Annotated in this window: 11 protein-coding genes; 6 read left to right on the plus strand and 5 right to left on the minus strand. The window is 64.5% G+C overall.

Annotation, left to right across the window (positions count from 1 at the left end; genetic code table 11):
• Positions 1–9 precede the first annotated feature (9 nt).
• From JQ580_RS04025 to JQ580_RS04035, 3 genes are all read left to right on the plus strand, one after another.
• Entirely contained in the window at positions 10–762 is a 753-nt protein-coding gene (locus JQ580_RS04025; RefSeq protein WP_212278412.1) for an AAA family ATPase, read from the plus strand.
• Between the two features lie 1013 nt (positions 763–1775).
• Positions 1776–2357, plus strand: a complete 582-nt coding sequence (locus JQ580_RS04030) for an SRPBCC family protein (RefSeq protein ID WP_212278413.1) — start codon at positions 1776–1778, stop codon at positions 2355–2357.
• Positions 2358–2359: 2 nt separating this feature from the next.
• Positions 2360–3313 (plus strand): YVTN family beta-propeller repeat protein, encoded by a 954-nt coding sequence (locus tag JQ580_RS04035; RefSeq protein ID WP_212278414.1) that lies wholly within the window; start codon positions 2360–2362, stop codon positions 3311–3313.
• 83 nt (positions 3314–3396) lie between these two features.
• Here JQ580_RS04035 and JQ580_RS04040 read toward each other — a convergent pair whose 3' ends face one another.
• Positions 3397–4029 (minus strand): HAD family hydrolase, encoded by a 633-nt coding sequence (locus JQ580_RS04040; RefSeq protein WP_212278415.1) that lies wholly within the window; start codon positions 4027–4029, stop codon positions 3397–3399.
• A 653-nt stretch (positions 4030–4682) separates the two neighbouring features.
• Positions 4683–7670, minus strand: a complete 2988-nt coding sequence (gene uvrA / locus JQ580_RS04045) for an excinuclease ABC subunit UvrA (protein WP_212278416.1) — start codon at positions 7668–7670, stop codon at positions 4683–4685.
• 27 nt (positions 7671–7697) lie between these two features.
• Here uvrA and JQ580_RS04050 point away from each other — a divergent pair, with 27 nt between their 5' ends.
• Entirely contained in the window at positions 7698–7925 is a 228-nt protein-coding gene (locus tag JQ580_RS04050; protein WP_212278417.1) for a hypothetical protein, read from the plus strand.
• A 24-nt stretch (positions 7926–7949) separates the two neighbouring features.
• On the opposite strand, the gene JQ580_RS04055 is transcribed toward JQ580_RS04050, so the two are convergent.
• Positions 7950–8636, minus strand: coding sequence for an outer membrane protein (locus JQ580_RS04055; protein WP_106950524.1), 687 nt, complete (start codon positions 8634–8636; stop codon positions 7950–7952).
• Positions 8637–9223: 587 nt separating this feature from the next.
• Between JQ580_RS04055 and JQ580_RS04060 the strand changes: the two genes are divergently transcribed.
• Positions 9224–9721: a single-stranded DNA-binding protein gene (locus JQ580_RS04060; RefSeq protein ID WP_212278418.1), complete on the plus strand. Its 498-nt coding sequence runs from the start codon at positions 9224–9226 to the stop codon at positions 9719–9721.
• 355 nt (positions 9722–10076) lie between these two features.
• On the plus strand, positions 10077–12824 hold the full coding sequence (gene gyrA / locus JQ580_RS04065) for a DNA gyrase subunit A (RefSeq protein WP_212278419.1): 2748 nt from the start codon (positions 10077–10079) through the stop codon (positions 12822–12824).
• 83 nt (positions 12825–12907) lie between these two features.
• Here gyrA and JQ580_RS04070 read toward each other — a convergent pair whose 3' ends face one another.
• Entirely contained in the window at positions 12908–14761 is a 1854-nt protein-coding gene (locus tag JQ580_RS04070; protein WP_212279192.1) for a potassium transporter Kup, read from the minus strand.
• A gap of 181 nt (positions 14762–14942) precedes the next feature.
• A complete protein-coding gene (locus JQ580_RS04075) occupies positions 14943–15200 on the minus strand; it encodes a hypothetical protein (RefSeq protein ID WP_094974047.1) in 258 nt (85 codons plus the stop codon).
• Between the last annotated feature and the right edge of the window lie 219 nt (positions 15201–15419).

The raw sequence follows: 15419 nt of genomic DNA on the forward strand, positions 1-15419 counted from the left end.
GCGGCGGAGATGCGAGGACGACAGCGCGACATCAGACTGCCGGCGCCCTATCTCCGGCGCGTCTGGCTCGACCGCGCACTGGTCTCTGACTGGGACGCTTATCCCTACTGTCTTCCGATCTTCAGCGAAGATTTCGACCTGAGCTTCGACACTGCGATCACCATCATCGTCGGCGAGAACGGCACCGGCAAATCGACCATCCTCGAGGGGATCGCAGCGCTTGCCGGGTATGACGACGCCGGTGGCGGCAAGGGCTACCGCCCGGTCGATCATTCCGATGCGCGCGAGATCATGGGCGGCGAGTTGTCGGCCGCGCTTCGCGCCGGCTGGGTGCCGAAGATCACCACCGGCTGGTTCTTCCGCGCGGAGACCTTTTTCTCCGTTGCACGACATCTCGACGATGTTTCGGACATGCCGCCGGATTTTCTGTCCTACTCCCATGGCGAGGGCTTTCTGCGCTTTTTCCAGGAGCGATGCCAGAAACAGGGAATCTTCATCTTCGACGAACCGGAATCGGCGTTGTCGCCGGCGCGCCAGATGGAGTTCCTGAAGCTGCTGCATCGCATGGACTCCTCGCAAAATTGCCAGGTCATCATGGCGACCCATTCGCCGATGCTGATGGCCTATCCGAACGCGCGACTGCTGCGGCTGACGAAGTACGGCCTCGAACCCGTGACGGTGGAGGAGACGGATCATTACCGGGTCATGCGCGAATTCTGCAACGATCCGCGCGGCTTCGTCGACGCGACGTTGGCGGAATAGACGGGCGCAATCTGTTCTCGCTTTCCGCCTCGTCGTCGCGAGTGCAGCGAAGCGATCCAGAATCTTTCTGCGGCGGCAGTCTGGAAGGGCTCCTCGCAATGACGCTGGTCGGAAGAAGACATCCTTCGCTCTCGTGTCCCGGACGCGCTGCAACGCTTTCGCGTTGCTGCGCAGAACCCGGGACCCAGGAGGCCGGGCAACGTGCCGATGCGTGGGCCCCGCTCTGCAGCGCATCACTTCGTGCTGCGCAGCGTCCTGAGCAAGAGACTGTCGTTGAAGGTCTGGCATACGCACTCATTCTCGCGGCACCTTGTGCCCGAGTTCTGCGGCAGTTGCCGCCCTCAAAAATGCCGAGGGCGCAGGGAAGGCCGGGTGCCGGCTGGCACCCGCGGTCCACTGTGCGAATCCTGCGTAACAAGGAAGCTGCACAGCGGCATACAGGTGGAGCCAGGACAGCCCGGCCTTCCCTGCGCAGTGGCCTTACGGCTTATGTCGTGATCTCCCCGGAGAGCGTTGCACTATTGCCCCCGTCGCCTCGCGGATGGCTGATGCATGTGCCCGGTTGGGCCGCCTGCATCACCGCAAGACTTGGCGCACAGACCCCGGGCGCCAGGACCACACGATTTTGCCGTACGCAAGCTGCACCGGTCGTGTGCGCGCCGGTCCTTGCTCACGGGGGACCCGCCCTGCAAACCACCTTCGCGCCGACGCAGCCTGCGTCCTCCACGTCCCATCCCGCGTTCGTGACGATCGCGATACGCCCTCGGTCCGGGACGGGATGAAGGCGATATACGATAATCCGAAATTCTGATAAAGAGAAATATTTTCGGATGTCGGCGTTGACCCTGCCATGGCTGTTTTGCCCGCCGGGCCGCGCGAGGGATTGTGGGTGGGCGGACATCTCCGCCGCAACCACGCCACGAACCGGTCTCCCCTCGGCCCCAAAATGCGCTAGGATGACCGCAGCGCGCATTCAAGTCGCGCACGATCAACGAGACGTATGAGGAAACGAGATGAGGGTGACGATTGGACGGCGTGCGGCCATGGCGTCGGCGCTGGCTGTGATGGGGGCGGCAGGCTTGATGGCGACACTGGGCCCGGCTTTTTCACCGGCGGCCTGGGCGCATGGGCCGACCCGGCAGAAGGTGCGGGAATCCATCGAGATCAACGCGCCGCAGGACAAGGTCTGGGCCGCGATCCGTAACTTCCAGGACATGAGCTGGCTTCCCCCCGTCACCAAGACCACGGGCGAAAAGGGCAACGAGGTCGGTGCGACGCGGACGCTGACGCTGCAGGGCGGCGCGACGGTCGAGGAGGAGCTCTACAAATACGAGCCCGACATGCTGAGCTATTCGTACCGGATCACCAAGGTCGACGTGAAGGTTCTGCCAGTGACCAATTATTCCTCCACGCTGACGGTGTCGCCGGCTTCCGACGGCAAGTCGAAGCTGGAATGGGCCGGCGCGTTCTATCGCGGCTTTCCCAACAACGATCCGCCGCCGGAACTCAACGACGAAGCCGCGGTGAAGGCGGTGAGCGGGCTGTACAAGGCCGGGCTGGAGGCGCTGAAGAAGAAGATCGAGAGCGGCAGCTGATCGTGCGGGGGCTGGCTCTGGCGGCTCTTGCCGTCGGCCTTTACAGCGTCGCCTTCGGGAGCGCCTCCGCCGAGGAGGCGTTCGTCACCAACCAGCTCAGCGACGATCTGATGGTGGTGGATCTCGGCACGCTGCGGAGCGTCGCGACCATCCCGATCGGCGGCAAGCCCGCCGGCATCGCCGTCAGCGCGGACGGGCGCTTTGCCTATGTGACGAGCCCGGACGCCAAGGCGGTTACGGTGGTGGACGCCGCGAGCCGGCAGGTCGCGGGGCGGATCGAAGTTGGCGGCGGGCCGCTCGGCATCGCTGTGGCGCCCGATGGCAAGACCGTCTATGTCGCCGACTGGTACGCGGCGGCGGTGCGGGTGATCGATGCGCCCTCGCGCAGCGTCGCGGCCAGCATCGCGGTCGGCGCCTCGCCATCGGGCCTGGCGGTGACGCCCGATGGCAAGCTGCTGCTCTCGGCGGACCGCGACGACGACAGCGTCTCGGTCGTGGACACCACGACGCTGCAGCGCAAGGCGACCATCAAGGTCGGCACGCGTCCGTTCGGCGTCACCATCGATACAGAGGGCAGGCGCGCCTATACCGCCAATGTCGGCTCCGACGACGTCTCCGTGATCGACATTGCGGAAGCGCGCGAGATCGGCCGCGTGCCGGTCGGGATGCGTCCCTACGCGGTGGCGCTGACGCAGGGGCGCGGTTTCGTCACCGATCAATATGGCGGCACGGTCAGCGTGTTCGATGTGGCGACGCTGAAGCCGATCAAGCGCATCAATGTCGGCGATTATCCCGAAGGCATCGCGGCAACCGCCGACGGCAAGCGCATCATCGTCGCCTGCTGGGAAAGCAACACGCTTGTCATCATCGACGCGAGCGAGCTGAAGGTGACCGGCGAGGTCAAGACCGGCGACGGCCCAAGGGCATTCGGGGCGTTCTTGCGCAAGACGGAGTAGGGAAGAGTAGCGCGGATTAGCGCAGCGTAATCCGCCATCCGCCATCGACGGTCGATCGGCGGATTACGCTTCGCTATTCCGCCCTACGGCAGCGGGCACACCGCGCCCGCAATCTCATCCAACTGCTCAAACACATGATCCGGCCCCAGCGCCCGCAGCGCCGCTGGCGCCGCATAGCCCCAGCACACCGCGCCGCAGGCAATTCCCACCGCGCGGGCCGCCTCGATGTCGCGGACCTCGTCGCCGATCGCGATGACCTCGCCAGGCTCAACGCCCGCACGGCGGATGACGCGGCGGAATTTCGCGGGCTTGCCGAACAGCGATGCCGCGCAGTCGAAATGCGAAAACAGCGCGGCGCTCGGCCCAAGCTTCTCGCGCGCATTGGCCTCGCTGTCGGAGGTCACGAGCGCGAGCTGCACGCCGTTGTCAGCCACCGTCCGCAGCATCGTCTCGACGCCCGCGAACAGCGCAATCTCGGAAGCCGCCTCCGCCTTCAGCCGCCGCGCATGCCGCGCGATCGCCGGCAGCTTCCACAAGGGCACATCGAGCCGGCTGAGGATCTCGCGCGTCGAGGCATGCCGCAGGCTCTCGATGTCCTGATCGGCGACCCGGCGAAAGTTGAAGTGGTCAGCGATGTCGTTGATGGTGCGCAGGAACCAGGGGAAGCTGTCGGCGAGAGTGCCGTCGAGATCGAAGATGGCGAGAGCGTAGGGCATGGAGGTGGTTTTGCGGTCGCTGACAAGCGTGGTGTGTTGCGCTAACGTTCGGCAACTCGTGCTTTGGAAACCTAAGTGCCGCGTGAACATTGAGCGCGATGTCGATGTTATTCCGACACGAACTCTCGCTGGAGCCAGTGGCTGTGCGGGCGCCCAAACCAGTGACACTGGCGAGCTTCGGACATCGCTATTCGCCAGACTTGGTGGAGCTTGAGGAAGCAGTGGCGGAACGCAGCCGCTCGGTCGCCCATTCGGCAAAAGCAGCGCGTGCGGATGGGTCAACAAAGGCTCGGCCCGGTATGAAAAAGCCATGCCCTGAATTGTACCATATCGCAACCATGACTGGCGCAATCGCAACCATGACTGGCGCATCCATCACGCCCTGGACCTGTCTTCCTCTATGGAGATGCTGAATTGGAATCGAAAGCTTGACTGGTCAACTATATCGCTCAAATCTGATCTCCGCCGCATTGCCAGCTGAGGATAGCCACCACCTGTCAAATAACCACAGATTGTGTCGGCGATGAAGTCATAGTCGCCCAAACGACTTTGGGCATCGACGGATGGGCCGATACCCTTGGCCTCTCAATCTCCGATATTTATCTGATTGTAGACATTCGGTTTTGCGTAGATCGGCGGAGCTCGAAGCGATGCTACTCCGCCGCCTCGCTCGCCGTCCGTCGCCGCTTCGGCTTCCGCGCCTTCTCCAGCACCGGCGCCAGGAACTTGCCCGTGTAACTCCGCGGCGCCTTGGCGATGTCTTCCGGCGGGCCCCAGGCGACGATCTCGCCGCCGCCGTCGCCGCCTTCCGGCCCTAAGTCGATGACCCAGTCGGCGGTCTTGATGACTTCGAGATTGTGCTCGATGACCACGACCGTGTTGCCCTGCGCGACCAGCTCGTGCAGCACCTCTAGGAGCTTCTTGACGTCGTGGAAATGCAGACCGGTGGTCGGCTCGTCCAGGATGTAGAGCGTGCGGCCGGTGGCGCGCTTTGACAGTTCCTTGGCGAGCTTGACGCGCTGGGCTTCGCCGCCCGACAGCGTGGTGGCCTGCTGGCCCACGTGGATGTAGTCGAGGCCGACGCGGTGCAGGGTCTGGAAGGTCTCGCGCACACGGGGCACCGCCTTGAAGAACTCGGCGGCTTCCTCGACGGTCATGTCGAGCACATCGGCGATGGACTTGCCCTTGAACAGGACTTCCAGCGTCTCGCGGTTGTAACGCTTGCCCTTGCAGACGTCGCAGGTGACGTAGACGTCGGGCAGGAAGTGCATTTCGATCTTGATGACGCCGTCGCCCTGGCAGGCTTCGCAGCGGCCGCCCTTGACGTTGAAGGAGAAGCGGCCGGGCTCGTAGCCGCGCGCCTTGGACTCCGGCAGGCCGGCGAACCATTCGCGGATCGGCGTGAAGGCGCCGGTGTAGGTGGCGGGGTTCGAACGTGGCGTGCGGCCGATCGGCGACTGGTCGATGTCGATGATCTTGTCGATGTGCTCGAGGCCCTCGATGCGGTCGTGCGGGGCGGCGCCCTCGCTGGCATTGTTCAGCTTGCGGGCGATGGACTTGTAGAGCGTGTCGATCAGCAGCGTCGACTTGCCGCCGCCGGAGACGCCGGTGACGGCGGTGAACAGGCCGAGCGGAATTTCGGCGGTGACGTTCTTGAGATTATTGCCGCGTGCGTTCACCACCTTGATGGTGCGGCGGTGGTTCGGCGGGCGCCGCTCCGGCACTTCGACCTCGAGTTCGCCGGTCAGGTACTTGCCGGTCAGCGATTTCGGGTTGCGCATGATTTCGGCGGGCGTGCCTTCGGCGATGATGTTGCCGCCATGCATGCCGGCGCCGGGGCCGATGTCGAGGACGTGGTCGGCGAGCAGGATGGCGTCCTCATCATGCTCGACCACGATCACGGTGTTGCCGAGGTCGCGCAGCCGCTTCAGCGTGTCGAGCAGGCGCGCGTTGTCGCGCTGGTGCAGGCCGATCGAGGGCTCGTCCAGCACGTAGAGCACGCCTGTGAGCCCCGAGCCGATCTGCGAGGCCAGGCGGATGCGCTGGCTCTCGCCGCCGGACAGCGTGCCGGAGGAGCGGGACAGCGTGAGGTAATTGAGGCCGACGTCGAGCAGGAAGGTGAGGCGCTCGCGGATTTCCTTGAGGATGCGGCCAGCGATTTCTTTCTGCTGCGTGTTCAGCGCTTCCGGAACCGTGGCGAACCATCCGCCGGCGCCCTTGACCGACAGCTCCGAGATCTCGCCGATATGCTTGCCGCCGATCTTGACGCTGAGCGCCTCGGGCTTGAGCCGGAAACCGTGGCACGCCTCGCAGGGCACGTCGTGGAAATACTTCGCGAGCTCCTCGCGCGCCCATTCGCTCTCGGTTTCCCGGTAGCGGCGATTGATATTGGTGATGACGCCTTCGAACGGTTTCTTGGTGTCGTAGGAGCGCACCCCGTCCTCGTAGGAGAACTTGATCTCGTCCTCGCCGGAGCCGTGGAGAATCGCGTTCTGCGTCTTCTTGGCCAGATCCTTCCACTTGGTGGTCAGCGTGAACTTGTAGTGCTTGCCGAGCGCCGTCAGCGTCTGCGTGTAGTAGGGCGACGACGATTTGGCCCAGGGCGCGATCGCGCCCTTGCCGATGGCGAGCTCCTTGTCGGGAATGACGAGGTCCTCGTCGACATGCTGCTCGACGCCGAGACCGCCGCAGGCAGGGCAGGCGCCGTAGGGGTTGTTGAACGAGAACAGCCGCGGCTCGATCTCGGGGATGGTGAAGCCGGAGACCGGGCAGGCGAATTTTTCCGAGAACAGGATCCGCTCGGGCCCGCTCTTGTCGTGGATCTTGGCGGTCTTCTTCTTTTCTTTCTCGTCCGCGGGTGCAGCAGCAGCCGGTGCATCAGCATATTCGATCACGGCGAGGCCTTCGGCGAGCTTCAGCGCGGTCTCGAAGCTCTCGGCGAGGCGCTGGCCGATGTCGGCACGCACCACGATGCGGTCGACCACGACGTCGATGTCGTGCGGGAATTTCTTGTCGAGCGTTGGCGCTTCCGCGAGCTCGTGGAAGGTGCCGTCGATCTTGACGCGCTGGAAGCCTTTCTTGAGCCATTCGGCGAGCTCCTTGCGGTACTCGCCCTTGCGGCCGCGCACGACGGGCGCGAGCAGGTAGAGGCGGGTGCCTTCGGGCAGCGCCAGCACGCGGTCGACCATCTGCGAGACGGTCTGACTCTCGATCGGCAGGCCGGTGGCGGGCGAATAGGGCACGCCGACGCGCGCCCACAACAGACGCATGTAGTCGTAGATCTCGGTGACGGTGCCGACGGTCGAGCGCGGATTCTTCGATGTCGTCTTCTGCTCGATCGAGATCGCCGGCGACAAGCCGTCGATCTGGTCGACGTCGGGCTTCTGCATCATCTCGAGGAACTGGCGCGCATAGGCCGAGAGCGATTCGACGTAGCGGCGCTGGCCCTCGGCATAGATGGTGTCGAAGGCGAGCGAGGATTTGCCGGAGCCGGAGAGGCCGGTGAACACCACCAGCTTGTCGCGGGGAATCTCGACGTCGATGTTCTTGAGGTTGTGCTCGCGCGCGCCACGGATCGTAATTGCGCGCAGGCTGGAGCCCGCGTTCTGCTGTTGGCGCTTCGCCTTGATCACTTCATCCATCCGAGTTGCCCCTAGGGAATCCCATGGGTGCGCGACCGCGCCAGCAAAAAAGGCGCGCTTCGTCCGGAACCGGGATCGGCGCCGATGGGGTTGCCAGCGAACGTAGGAAGAACGGGAGCGGATTTCCAGAGGCAGTTGCGAATCGTCAACGGATTGTTGGCGTGCTGGCGGCATCTGGCAGCAGGGGATTTTGCGGAACTGGGAGGCAAGCGCATCGATAAACAAAAAGGCCGGCGCAAGGCCGGCCTTTCGTAACGCTAAGGCGCGTTGAAGCGTGGCTTAGTACTTGGCGACCACCGGGGCGCCGAAGTGATAGTTCACGCCGAGCTGCACGGTGTGGAAGTTGAGCGTGCCGGTGTTGACGGCGCCGAAGTAGGTCTCGCCGCCGAGGCTGCGATAGAGGTACTCGCCCTTCACCGACCACTGCGGAGCGATGTAGGCTTCAACGCCCGCACCGACGGTCCAGCCGGAGTGGAACTTGCTGTCGGAGATCGAAACGCCGCCCAGGGTGGCGGTGATCTTGTTGTCGATCCAGGCGTAACCACCGGTGCCGTACAGCAGCACGTTGTTGACGGCCCAGCCGATGCGACCGCGCACGGTGCCCATCGCGTCGGTCTTGGAGCTCACCGTCAGCGGAACGCCACCGACGCCGGGAACGAAAACCGCACCAGCGGCCGAAGCGCTGACGTCAGCCCAGGCGCCATCAGCCTCGAGGCCGAACACGACGTTGGCGGTCTGCCAGTTGTAGCCGACGGTGCCGCCGACGAAGCCACCCTGCATGCGGGGCGAGTTCGCGTCTTCCCAAGCGCCGCCACCGACGACACCGAGATAGAAGCCGGTCCAGTTGTAGACCGAAGCCATCGGAGCGACCGGCGCCTTGGTGTAGGGGCGGGCTGCGAGGTCGGCCGCCGAGGCGGGCGCAGCGAGAGCGAACAAACAGGCCGAAGCCAACAAAACCTTTTTCATCTTACTTAATCCCAGTCCCAGTTTCTGTTGTTGCCTTCCTTGACCGGAAGGGCAGCGGACTCGATGGCCCAACTGATGAGGTGCTTACACCACTGAAGCCGGAAGTTGTGTCTCCTGAAAGCCACAGTCGCGCGAAAGGTGATGGTTACTGACTTGTTGCTTCGGCATATCCGACGTCACGCCGACCGGGTTCCAATCTCGGAACAATATCAGGGCGCTATGCGATGCGGTCGCGGTCTGACCGTCGCGAGATTCGCGCCGATCATGCCGACTGGACGTTATGTTGATATGGCCGAAGCATCTGCGAGCGCGGCCTCAACTGGGGCTCGCTTGCCCGGTTGAACACGCGGACAGGGACGACATCCGCCGGCGTCACGGGCGGCTGCGCGGCCAGCCTTCTTGCAGTAGATTCCGAAAAGAACAAATCTGGAACGGAGCGAGGTTCGGTGCTATATATGGGGATAACCTTGGGCGCGCCGGGCTGAGCTGCGCCTGCAAGCGTATAGGGTCGCCTCAACGGGCGCAGAGAAACGCGGGCAGCGTGCTCGCCTTATGAAATTCGATGGCATTCGGAGTGGAGAGCGGCGATGGCGGGAAGCGTCAACAAAGTCATTCTGGTTGGAAATCTCGGCAAGGATCCTGAAATCCGCCGCACCCAGGACGGGCGGCCGATCGCGAATCTGAGCATCGCGACGTCCGAGACCTGGCGCGACAAGAACAGTGGCGAGCGCAAGGAAAAGACCGAATGGCACCGCGTCGTGATCTTCTCTGAGCCGCTGTGCAAGATCGTCGAACAATACCTGAAGAAGGGCGCCAAGGTTTACATCGAGGGCGCGCTGCAGACCCGCAAGTACACCGACCAGAGCGGCGTCGAGAAGTATTCGACCGAAGTCGTGCTCCAAGGCTTCAACTCGACGCTGACGATGCTCGACGGCCGCAGCGGCGGCGGCGGAGGCGGCAGCTTCGGCGACGAGCCGGGCAGCGATTTCGGTTCGTCCGGCCCCGTCAGCAGCGCACCGCGCCGTCCCGTGGCTGCCGGTGGCGGTGGCCGCAACAGTGACATGGACGACGATATCCCGTTCTGAGACCGGGACGGGACGTTAGGGGCGTGCGAGCTTCGCGCCGGTGCCTCCCACGTCGTGTCAGGAAATCGGACTAATCGATAGGGCGGGCTCGGGATTTCCGGGCCCGCTTCATGTGTGGGTTGAACTCGGATCGCCGGCGCCAAGCCCTCGACAGGCATCTTAGTCTGAGCGATTGACGGGGACTCGGAAGGCGATTTGGAATGGCCTGTTCCGGGTCGATCCAAGATGATCCCCGTAAGGCCGTAAGCTATTGGAAAAATAAGCGGAAAAAGCGCTTCCCTGGAGCCCGCGAGGGTGGTTATCAGGGGGCCGATGCGCTATATGATTCCCAGATAAAACCTCACCGGATTTCCCCTTGGCTGACGACGACGACAAGCCCGGCGACCAGCCGGCGCAACCCTCGGATATTCGCCCCGTCTCCATCTTCGAGGAGATGAAGAAGTCCTATCTCGACTACGCCATGAGCGTGATCGTGGCGCGGGCGCTGCCTGATGCCCGTGACGGCCTGAAGCCGGTGCACCGCCGCATCCTGTTCTCGATGAACGAGCAGGGGCACACGCCCGACAAGAAGTACGTCAAATCCGCCCGCGTGGTCGGTGACGTCATCGGTAAGTATCACCCGCACGGCGACCAGTCGATCTACGACGCCATGGTCCGCATGGCGCAGGACTTCTCGATGCGCGTGCCGCTGATCGACGGCCAGGGCAATTTCGGCTCGGTCGACGGCGATCCTCCGGCTGCCTATCGTTACACCGAAGCGCGGCTGACCAAGGCCGCGCTGGCTCTGCTGGCCGACATCGACAAGGACACCGTCGACTTCCAGCCGAACTACGACAACAACGAGACCGAACCGTCGGTCCTGCCGGCCAAGTTCCCCAACCTTCTCGTCAACGGCGCCGGCGGCATCGCGGTCGGCATGGCCACCAACATCCCGCCCCACAATCTCGGCGAGGTCATCGACGCCTGCGTTGCGCTGATCGACAACCCCGCGCTCACGATCGACGAACTTATCAACATCGTGCCGGGCCCGGATTTCCCGACCGGTGGCGTCATCCTGGGACGGCAGGGCGTCCGCGCCGCCTATCACCTCGGACGCGGCTCGGTCGTGATGCGCGGCAAGGTCGCGATCGAGACGATCCGCAAGGAGCGCGAGGCGATCATCATCACGGAGATTCCGTACCAGGTGAACAAGGCGACGATGGTCGAGCGCATCGCCGAACTGGTCAAGGAAAAGAAGATCGAGGGCATCGGAGATCTCCGCGACGAATCCGACCGCGACGGCTACCGCGTCGTCATCGAATTGAAACGCGACGCCGTTCCGGACGTGGTGCTGAATCAGCTCTACCGGTTCACGCCGCTGCAGACGAGCTTCGGCGTCAACATGGTCGCGCTCGACAGCGGCCGTCCGCGGATCATGCATCTGAAGGACCTTCTGGCGATCTTCGTCGACTTCCGTGAGCGGGTCGTCACGCGGCGAACCAAGTACCTGCTCGCCAAGGCGCGCGACCGGGCCCATATTTTGGTGGGTCTGGCGATCGCGGTGGCCAATATCGACGAGATGATCCGCGTCATCCGGACCTCGCCGGATCCGACCACTGCGCGTGACACCCTGATGTCGCGCGACTGGCCGGCCCGGGACGTCGAGGACATGCTGATGCTGATCGACGATCCGCGTCACCGCATCAGCGCGGACGGCACCATCCGGCTGTCGATGGAGCAGGCCAGGGCCATTCTCGACCTGCGTCTGCAGCGCCTCACCGCACTCGGCCGCGACGAAATCCGCGAAGAACTCGACAAGCTCGCCGGCGAGATCGCCGATTATCTCGACATCCTGCGCTCGCGCGAGCGCGTGCTCGGCATCATCAAGACCGAGCTTGCCGAGGTGAAGGCCGAGTTCGCCACGCCGCGCCGCACGGTGATCATCGAGCAGGAAGGCGAGGTCGAGGACGAGGACCTGATCCAGCGCGAGGACATGGTCGTCACCGTGTCCCATGCCGGCTACGTCAAGCGCGTGCCGCTGTCGGCCTATCGCGCCCAGCGCCGCGGCGGCAAGGGCCGCGCCGGCATGCAGACCCGCGACGAGGATTTCGTCAGCCGCTTGTTCGTGGCCTCCACGCACACGCCGGTGCTGTTCTTCTCCTCGCGCGGCCAGGTCTACAAGGAAAAGGTCTGGCGTCTGCCGATGGCCGCGCCGAACGCGCGCGGCAAGGCGCTGATCAACATCCTGCCGCTGGAGCAGGGCGAGCGCATCACCACCATCATGCCGCTGCCGGAGGACGAATCCACCTGGGGCAACCTCGACGTGATGTTTGCCACCACGGGCGGCAACGTTCGCCGCAACAAGCTGTCCGACTTCGTCGACGTCCGTCGCTCCGGCATCATTGCGATGAAGCTCGATGAGAATGAAGCGATCGTCGACGTGCAGATCTGCACCGAGCGCGACGACGTCCTGCTCACCGCCGCCGGCGGCCAGTGCATCCGCTTCCCCGTCACCGACGTGCGTGTGTTCACCGGACGCACCTCGATGGGCGTGCGCGGCATCGCGCTTGGCGAAGGCGACAAGGTGATCTCCCTGGCGATCCTGCGCCACGTCGACACCAGTTCGGACGAGCGCTCGGCCTATCTGAAGATGCGCCGTGCGGTTGCCGGCGAAGCCGCGGCCGAGGAGCCGGTTGCGGACGCCGAGGCCGAAGAGACGACCTCCGGCAGCTTCCAGCTTCCGCCCGAGCGCTATGTCGAGATGTCGGCGGCCGAGCAGGTCGTGCTTACCGTCTCCGTCAACGGCTACGGCAAGCGGACCTCGTCCTACGAGTACCGCACCACTGGCCGCGGCGGCAAAGGCATCGTCGCCATGAGCGTCAACAACCGCAACGGCAACCTGGTGGCCTCATTCCCGGTGGAAGACGCCGACCAGATCATGCTGGTCACCGACAAGGGCCAGCTGATCCGCTGCCCGGTCGAGGGCATCCGCATCGCCGGCCGCTCGACCCAAGGCGTTATCGTGTTCGACACCGCCGAGGACGAGCACGTCGTGTCGGTCGAGCACATTACCGAGGAGGCCGAGAGCGGCAACGGCGCGAATGGAGAGCCGAACGGGGAGTGATGCGCAGCCCGTGGATGAGCGCGGCGAGATCCGGGACACCTCTCCCCGCATGTCGCTCCGTTCACGCGGGCTACGTGCCCACGTTAAATCTCCAGCTCCGTGCCGAACTCCACGACCTGCTTGGTCGGCACGCCGAAGAAGGCGGCTGAGCGCTCGGCGTTGCGCTGCAGGAAGGCGAACACGGTCTCGCGCCAGACCCACATGCCCGGGACATCCTCGCGCGGGATGATTGTCTCGCGGCCGACATAATAGGTGATGTCGGAGAGGTCGATGCCGGGCAGCTTGCCCTGGCGGCAGACGAGGCTCAGTCCCTCATAGATCGTCGGATTCTGCATGAAGCCGTAATGAAGGACCACGCGGGTGATGCCGGGAATGATCTCGATCACCTCGGCACGCTCGTCCTCGGGGATGTGCGGCAACTCCTCGATCAGCACGGTGACCAGCAGCACGCGTTCGTGCAGCACGCGGTTGTGCTTGACGAATTGCGTCAGGGCCAGCGGCACGCCCTTCGGCGCCGCCGCCAGGAATGCGGCCGTGCCGGGCAGCCGTGCGCTGCACTTGTTGACGGCGGTCTCAATCAAATCCTCTTCCGGCTGGCGCAGCTTGGCGCGCGCCGTCTCGACCAGCTTCACGCCGGCGCGCCACGTCAGCATCAGGAAGGCGACCAGCCCGGCGAGCAGCAGCGGAAACCAGCCGCCCTCGAACAGCTTGATCGAGTTGGCCGAGAAGAAGATCAAATCGATCACGAAGAAGAAGCCGTTGACCGCGATGACGAGCCAGGGCGAAAAACCCCACTGGATCGCAAGCAACGCGGCCAGCAGCGTTGTGATCGCCATCAGCAGCGACACCGCGATGCCATAGGCGCCGGCCAGCGCATCCGAGGTGCCGAAGCTCAACACCGCGCCGAGCGTTGCGGCGGCGAGCAGCCAGTTCACCAGCGGCACGTAGATCTGGCCGATGGCGTCGCTCTGGGTGTGGCGGATCTGCATGCGCGGCAGGAAGCCGAGCTGGATCGACTGCTGGGTCAGCGAGAACACGCCGGAGATGATCGCCTGCGAGGCGATCACGGTTGCGACGGCCGAGAACGCGACCAGCGGATAGTGCAGGGCGTCGGGGCAGAGCTGGAAGAACGGGTTCTCGATCATCGTGGGATCGGTGATCAACAGCGCGGCCTGGCCGAAATAGTTCAGCACCAGCGCAGGCAGGCAGATTGCGAACCAGGCCAGGCGGATCGGGAAGCGGCCGAAATGCCCCATGTCGGCATACATGGCCTCGCCGCCGGTCACCGCCAGGAAGGCCGCGCCGAGGATGGCGAAGGAGACGTGGAAGTCCTGGTGGACCAGGAACTCGAAGGCATAGAGCGGGCTGAGCGCCGCCAGCACCGCCGGCGCCTTCACGATGCCGTGGATGCCGAGCGCTGCGAGCACCACGAACCAGGCCAGCATCACCGGTCCGAAGATGCGGCCGATGAAGCCGGTGCCCTGCTTCTGAATCATGAACAGGCCGATCAGGATGGCGACGGTCACGGGCACCACGGCAGGCGCGAGCGAGGGGGCGTCGACCTTGAGTCCCTCGATCGCGGAGAGCACCGAGATTGCCGGCGTGATCGCACCGTCGCCATAGAGCAGCGCGGCTCCGACGAGCCCGACGACGAGCAGATGCGCACGCCACGTCCCGGGCTGGGCGTGGCGGGCATGCAGCAGCGCCAGCAGGGCGACGATGCCGCCTTCGCCGCGGTTGTCCGCGCGCAGGATCAACAGCGCATATTTCAGCGAGATGATCAGCAGCAGCGCCCAGAGGATCAGTGAGGCAACGCCCAGCACGGCTTCGTGGGTCACCGTGGCGCCGTGAGCGGCCGCCTTGGCGGCTTCCTTCAGGGCATAGAGCGGGCTGGTCCCGATATCGCCATAGACCACCCCGAGGGCGCCCATGGTCATTGCGATCGGCAGCGGGGCGGGAGGATGGCCGGAAGCGACAGCGGGTGTACTGGACAATGGCAACCCCCGAGATGGGATCGCGCCCGACGGGCAATTCCGCCGGGCGCGAGCATCATGCAGTCTGCGACGGGACGTCGCAAAACTCCATCGGGATTATATGACGTGAAGCTGACAGGCCGGCCTACGGGGTCCGGTTCGCGGTCACGAGGCGCGCCTCGCGAACGTTCGCCTTGGTGCCCGCTTTGCGCAGACACGAGGCCTCGAAATTCGGCCAGGCCTGCTGCGAGCAATCCTTGCCGATGGTGCGGATGTCGAGCCGGTCGCTCTTGGCCAGCGGCTGCGGCACGCTGGCTTCCACTTTCGGGGCAAAGCCGGGCAGAAGGGTGAGGGCGGCGGCAACACACGCAGACAGAGCGATCGCCGAGAGAGCCTTGATCATTTGACAGTCCCCTGTAATGCGGCCGCTACGCCCAGTATGCGGCCCGTCGTTCGTTGGCCGGATTAGTAACCATGGCCAGTTTCCGGACGTCTTCGCCGGCACGAGAAATGGTTTCGTGTCCGCGCCGCTTTGTTTCGTGGCCGCCGGAGGGATGAAACAAACTGGCCGTAGGCGACGCGGTCGGCGGGATGTCTCGGCGGAATCGGCGGCGGGAACCCG

The sequence above is a fragment of the Bradyrhizobium sp. SZCCT0148 genome (assembly GCF_018129985.1).
Taxonomy (GTDB): domain Bacteria; phylum Pseudomonadota; class Alphaproteobacteria; order Rhizobiales; family Xanthobacteraceae; genus Bradyrhizobium; species Bradyrhizobium japonicum_H.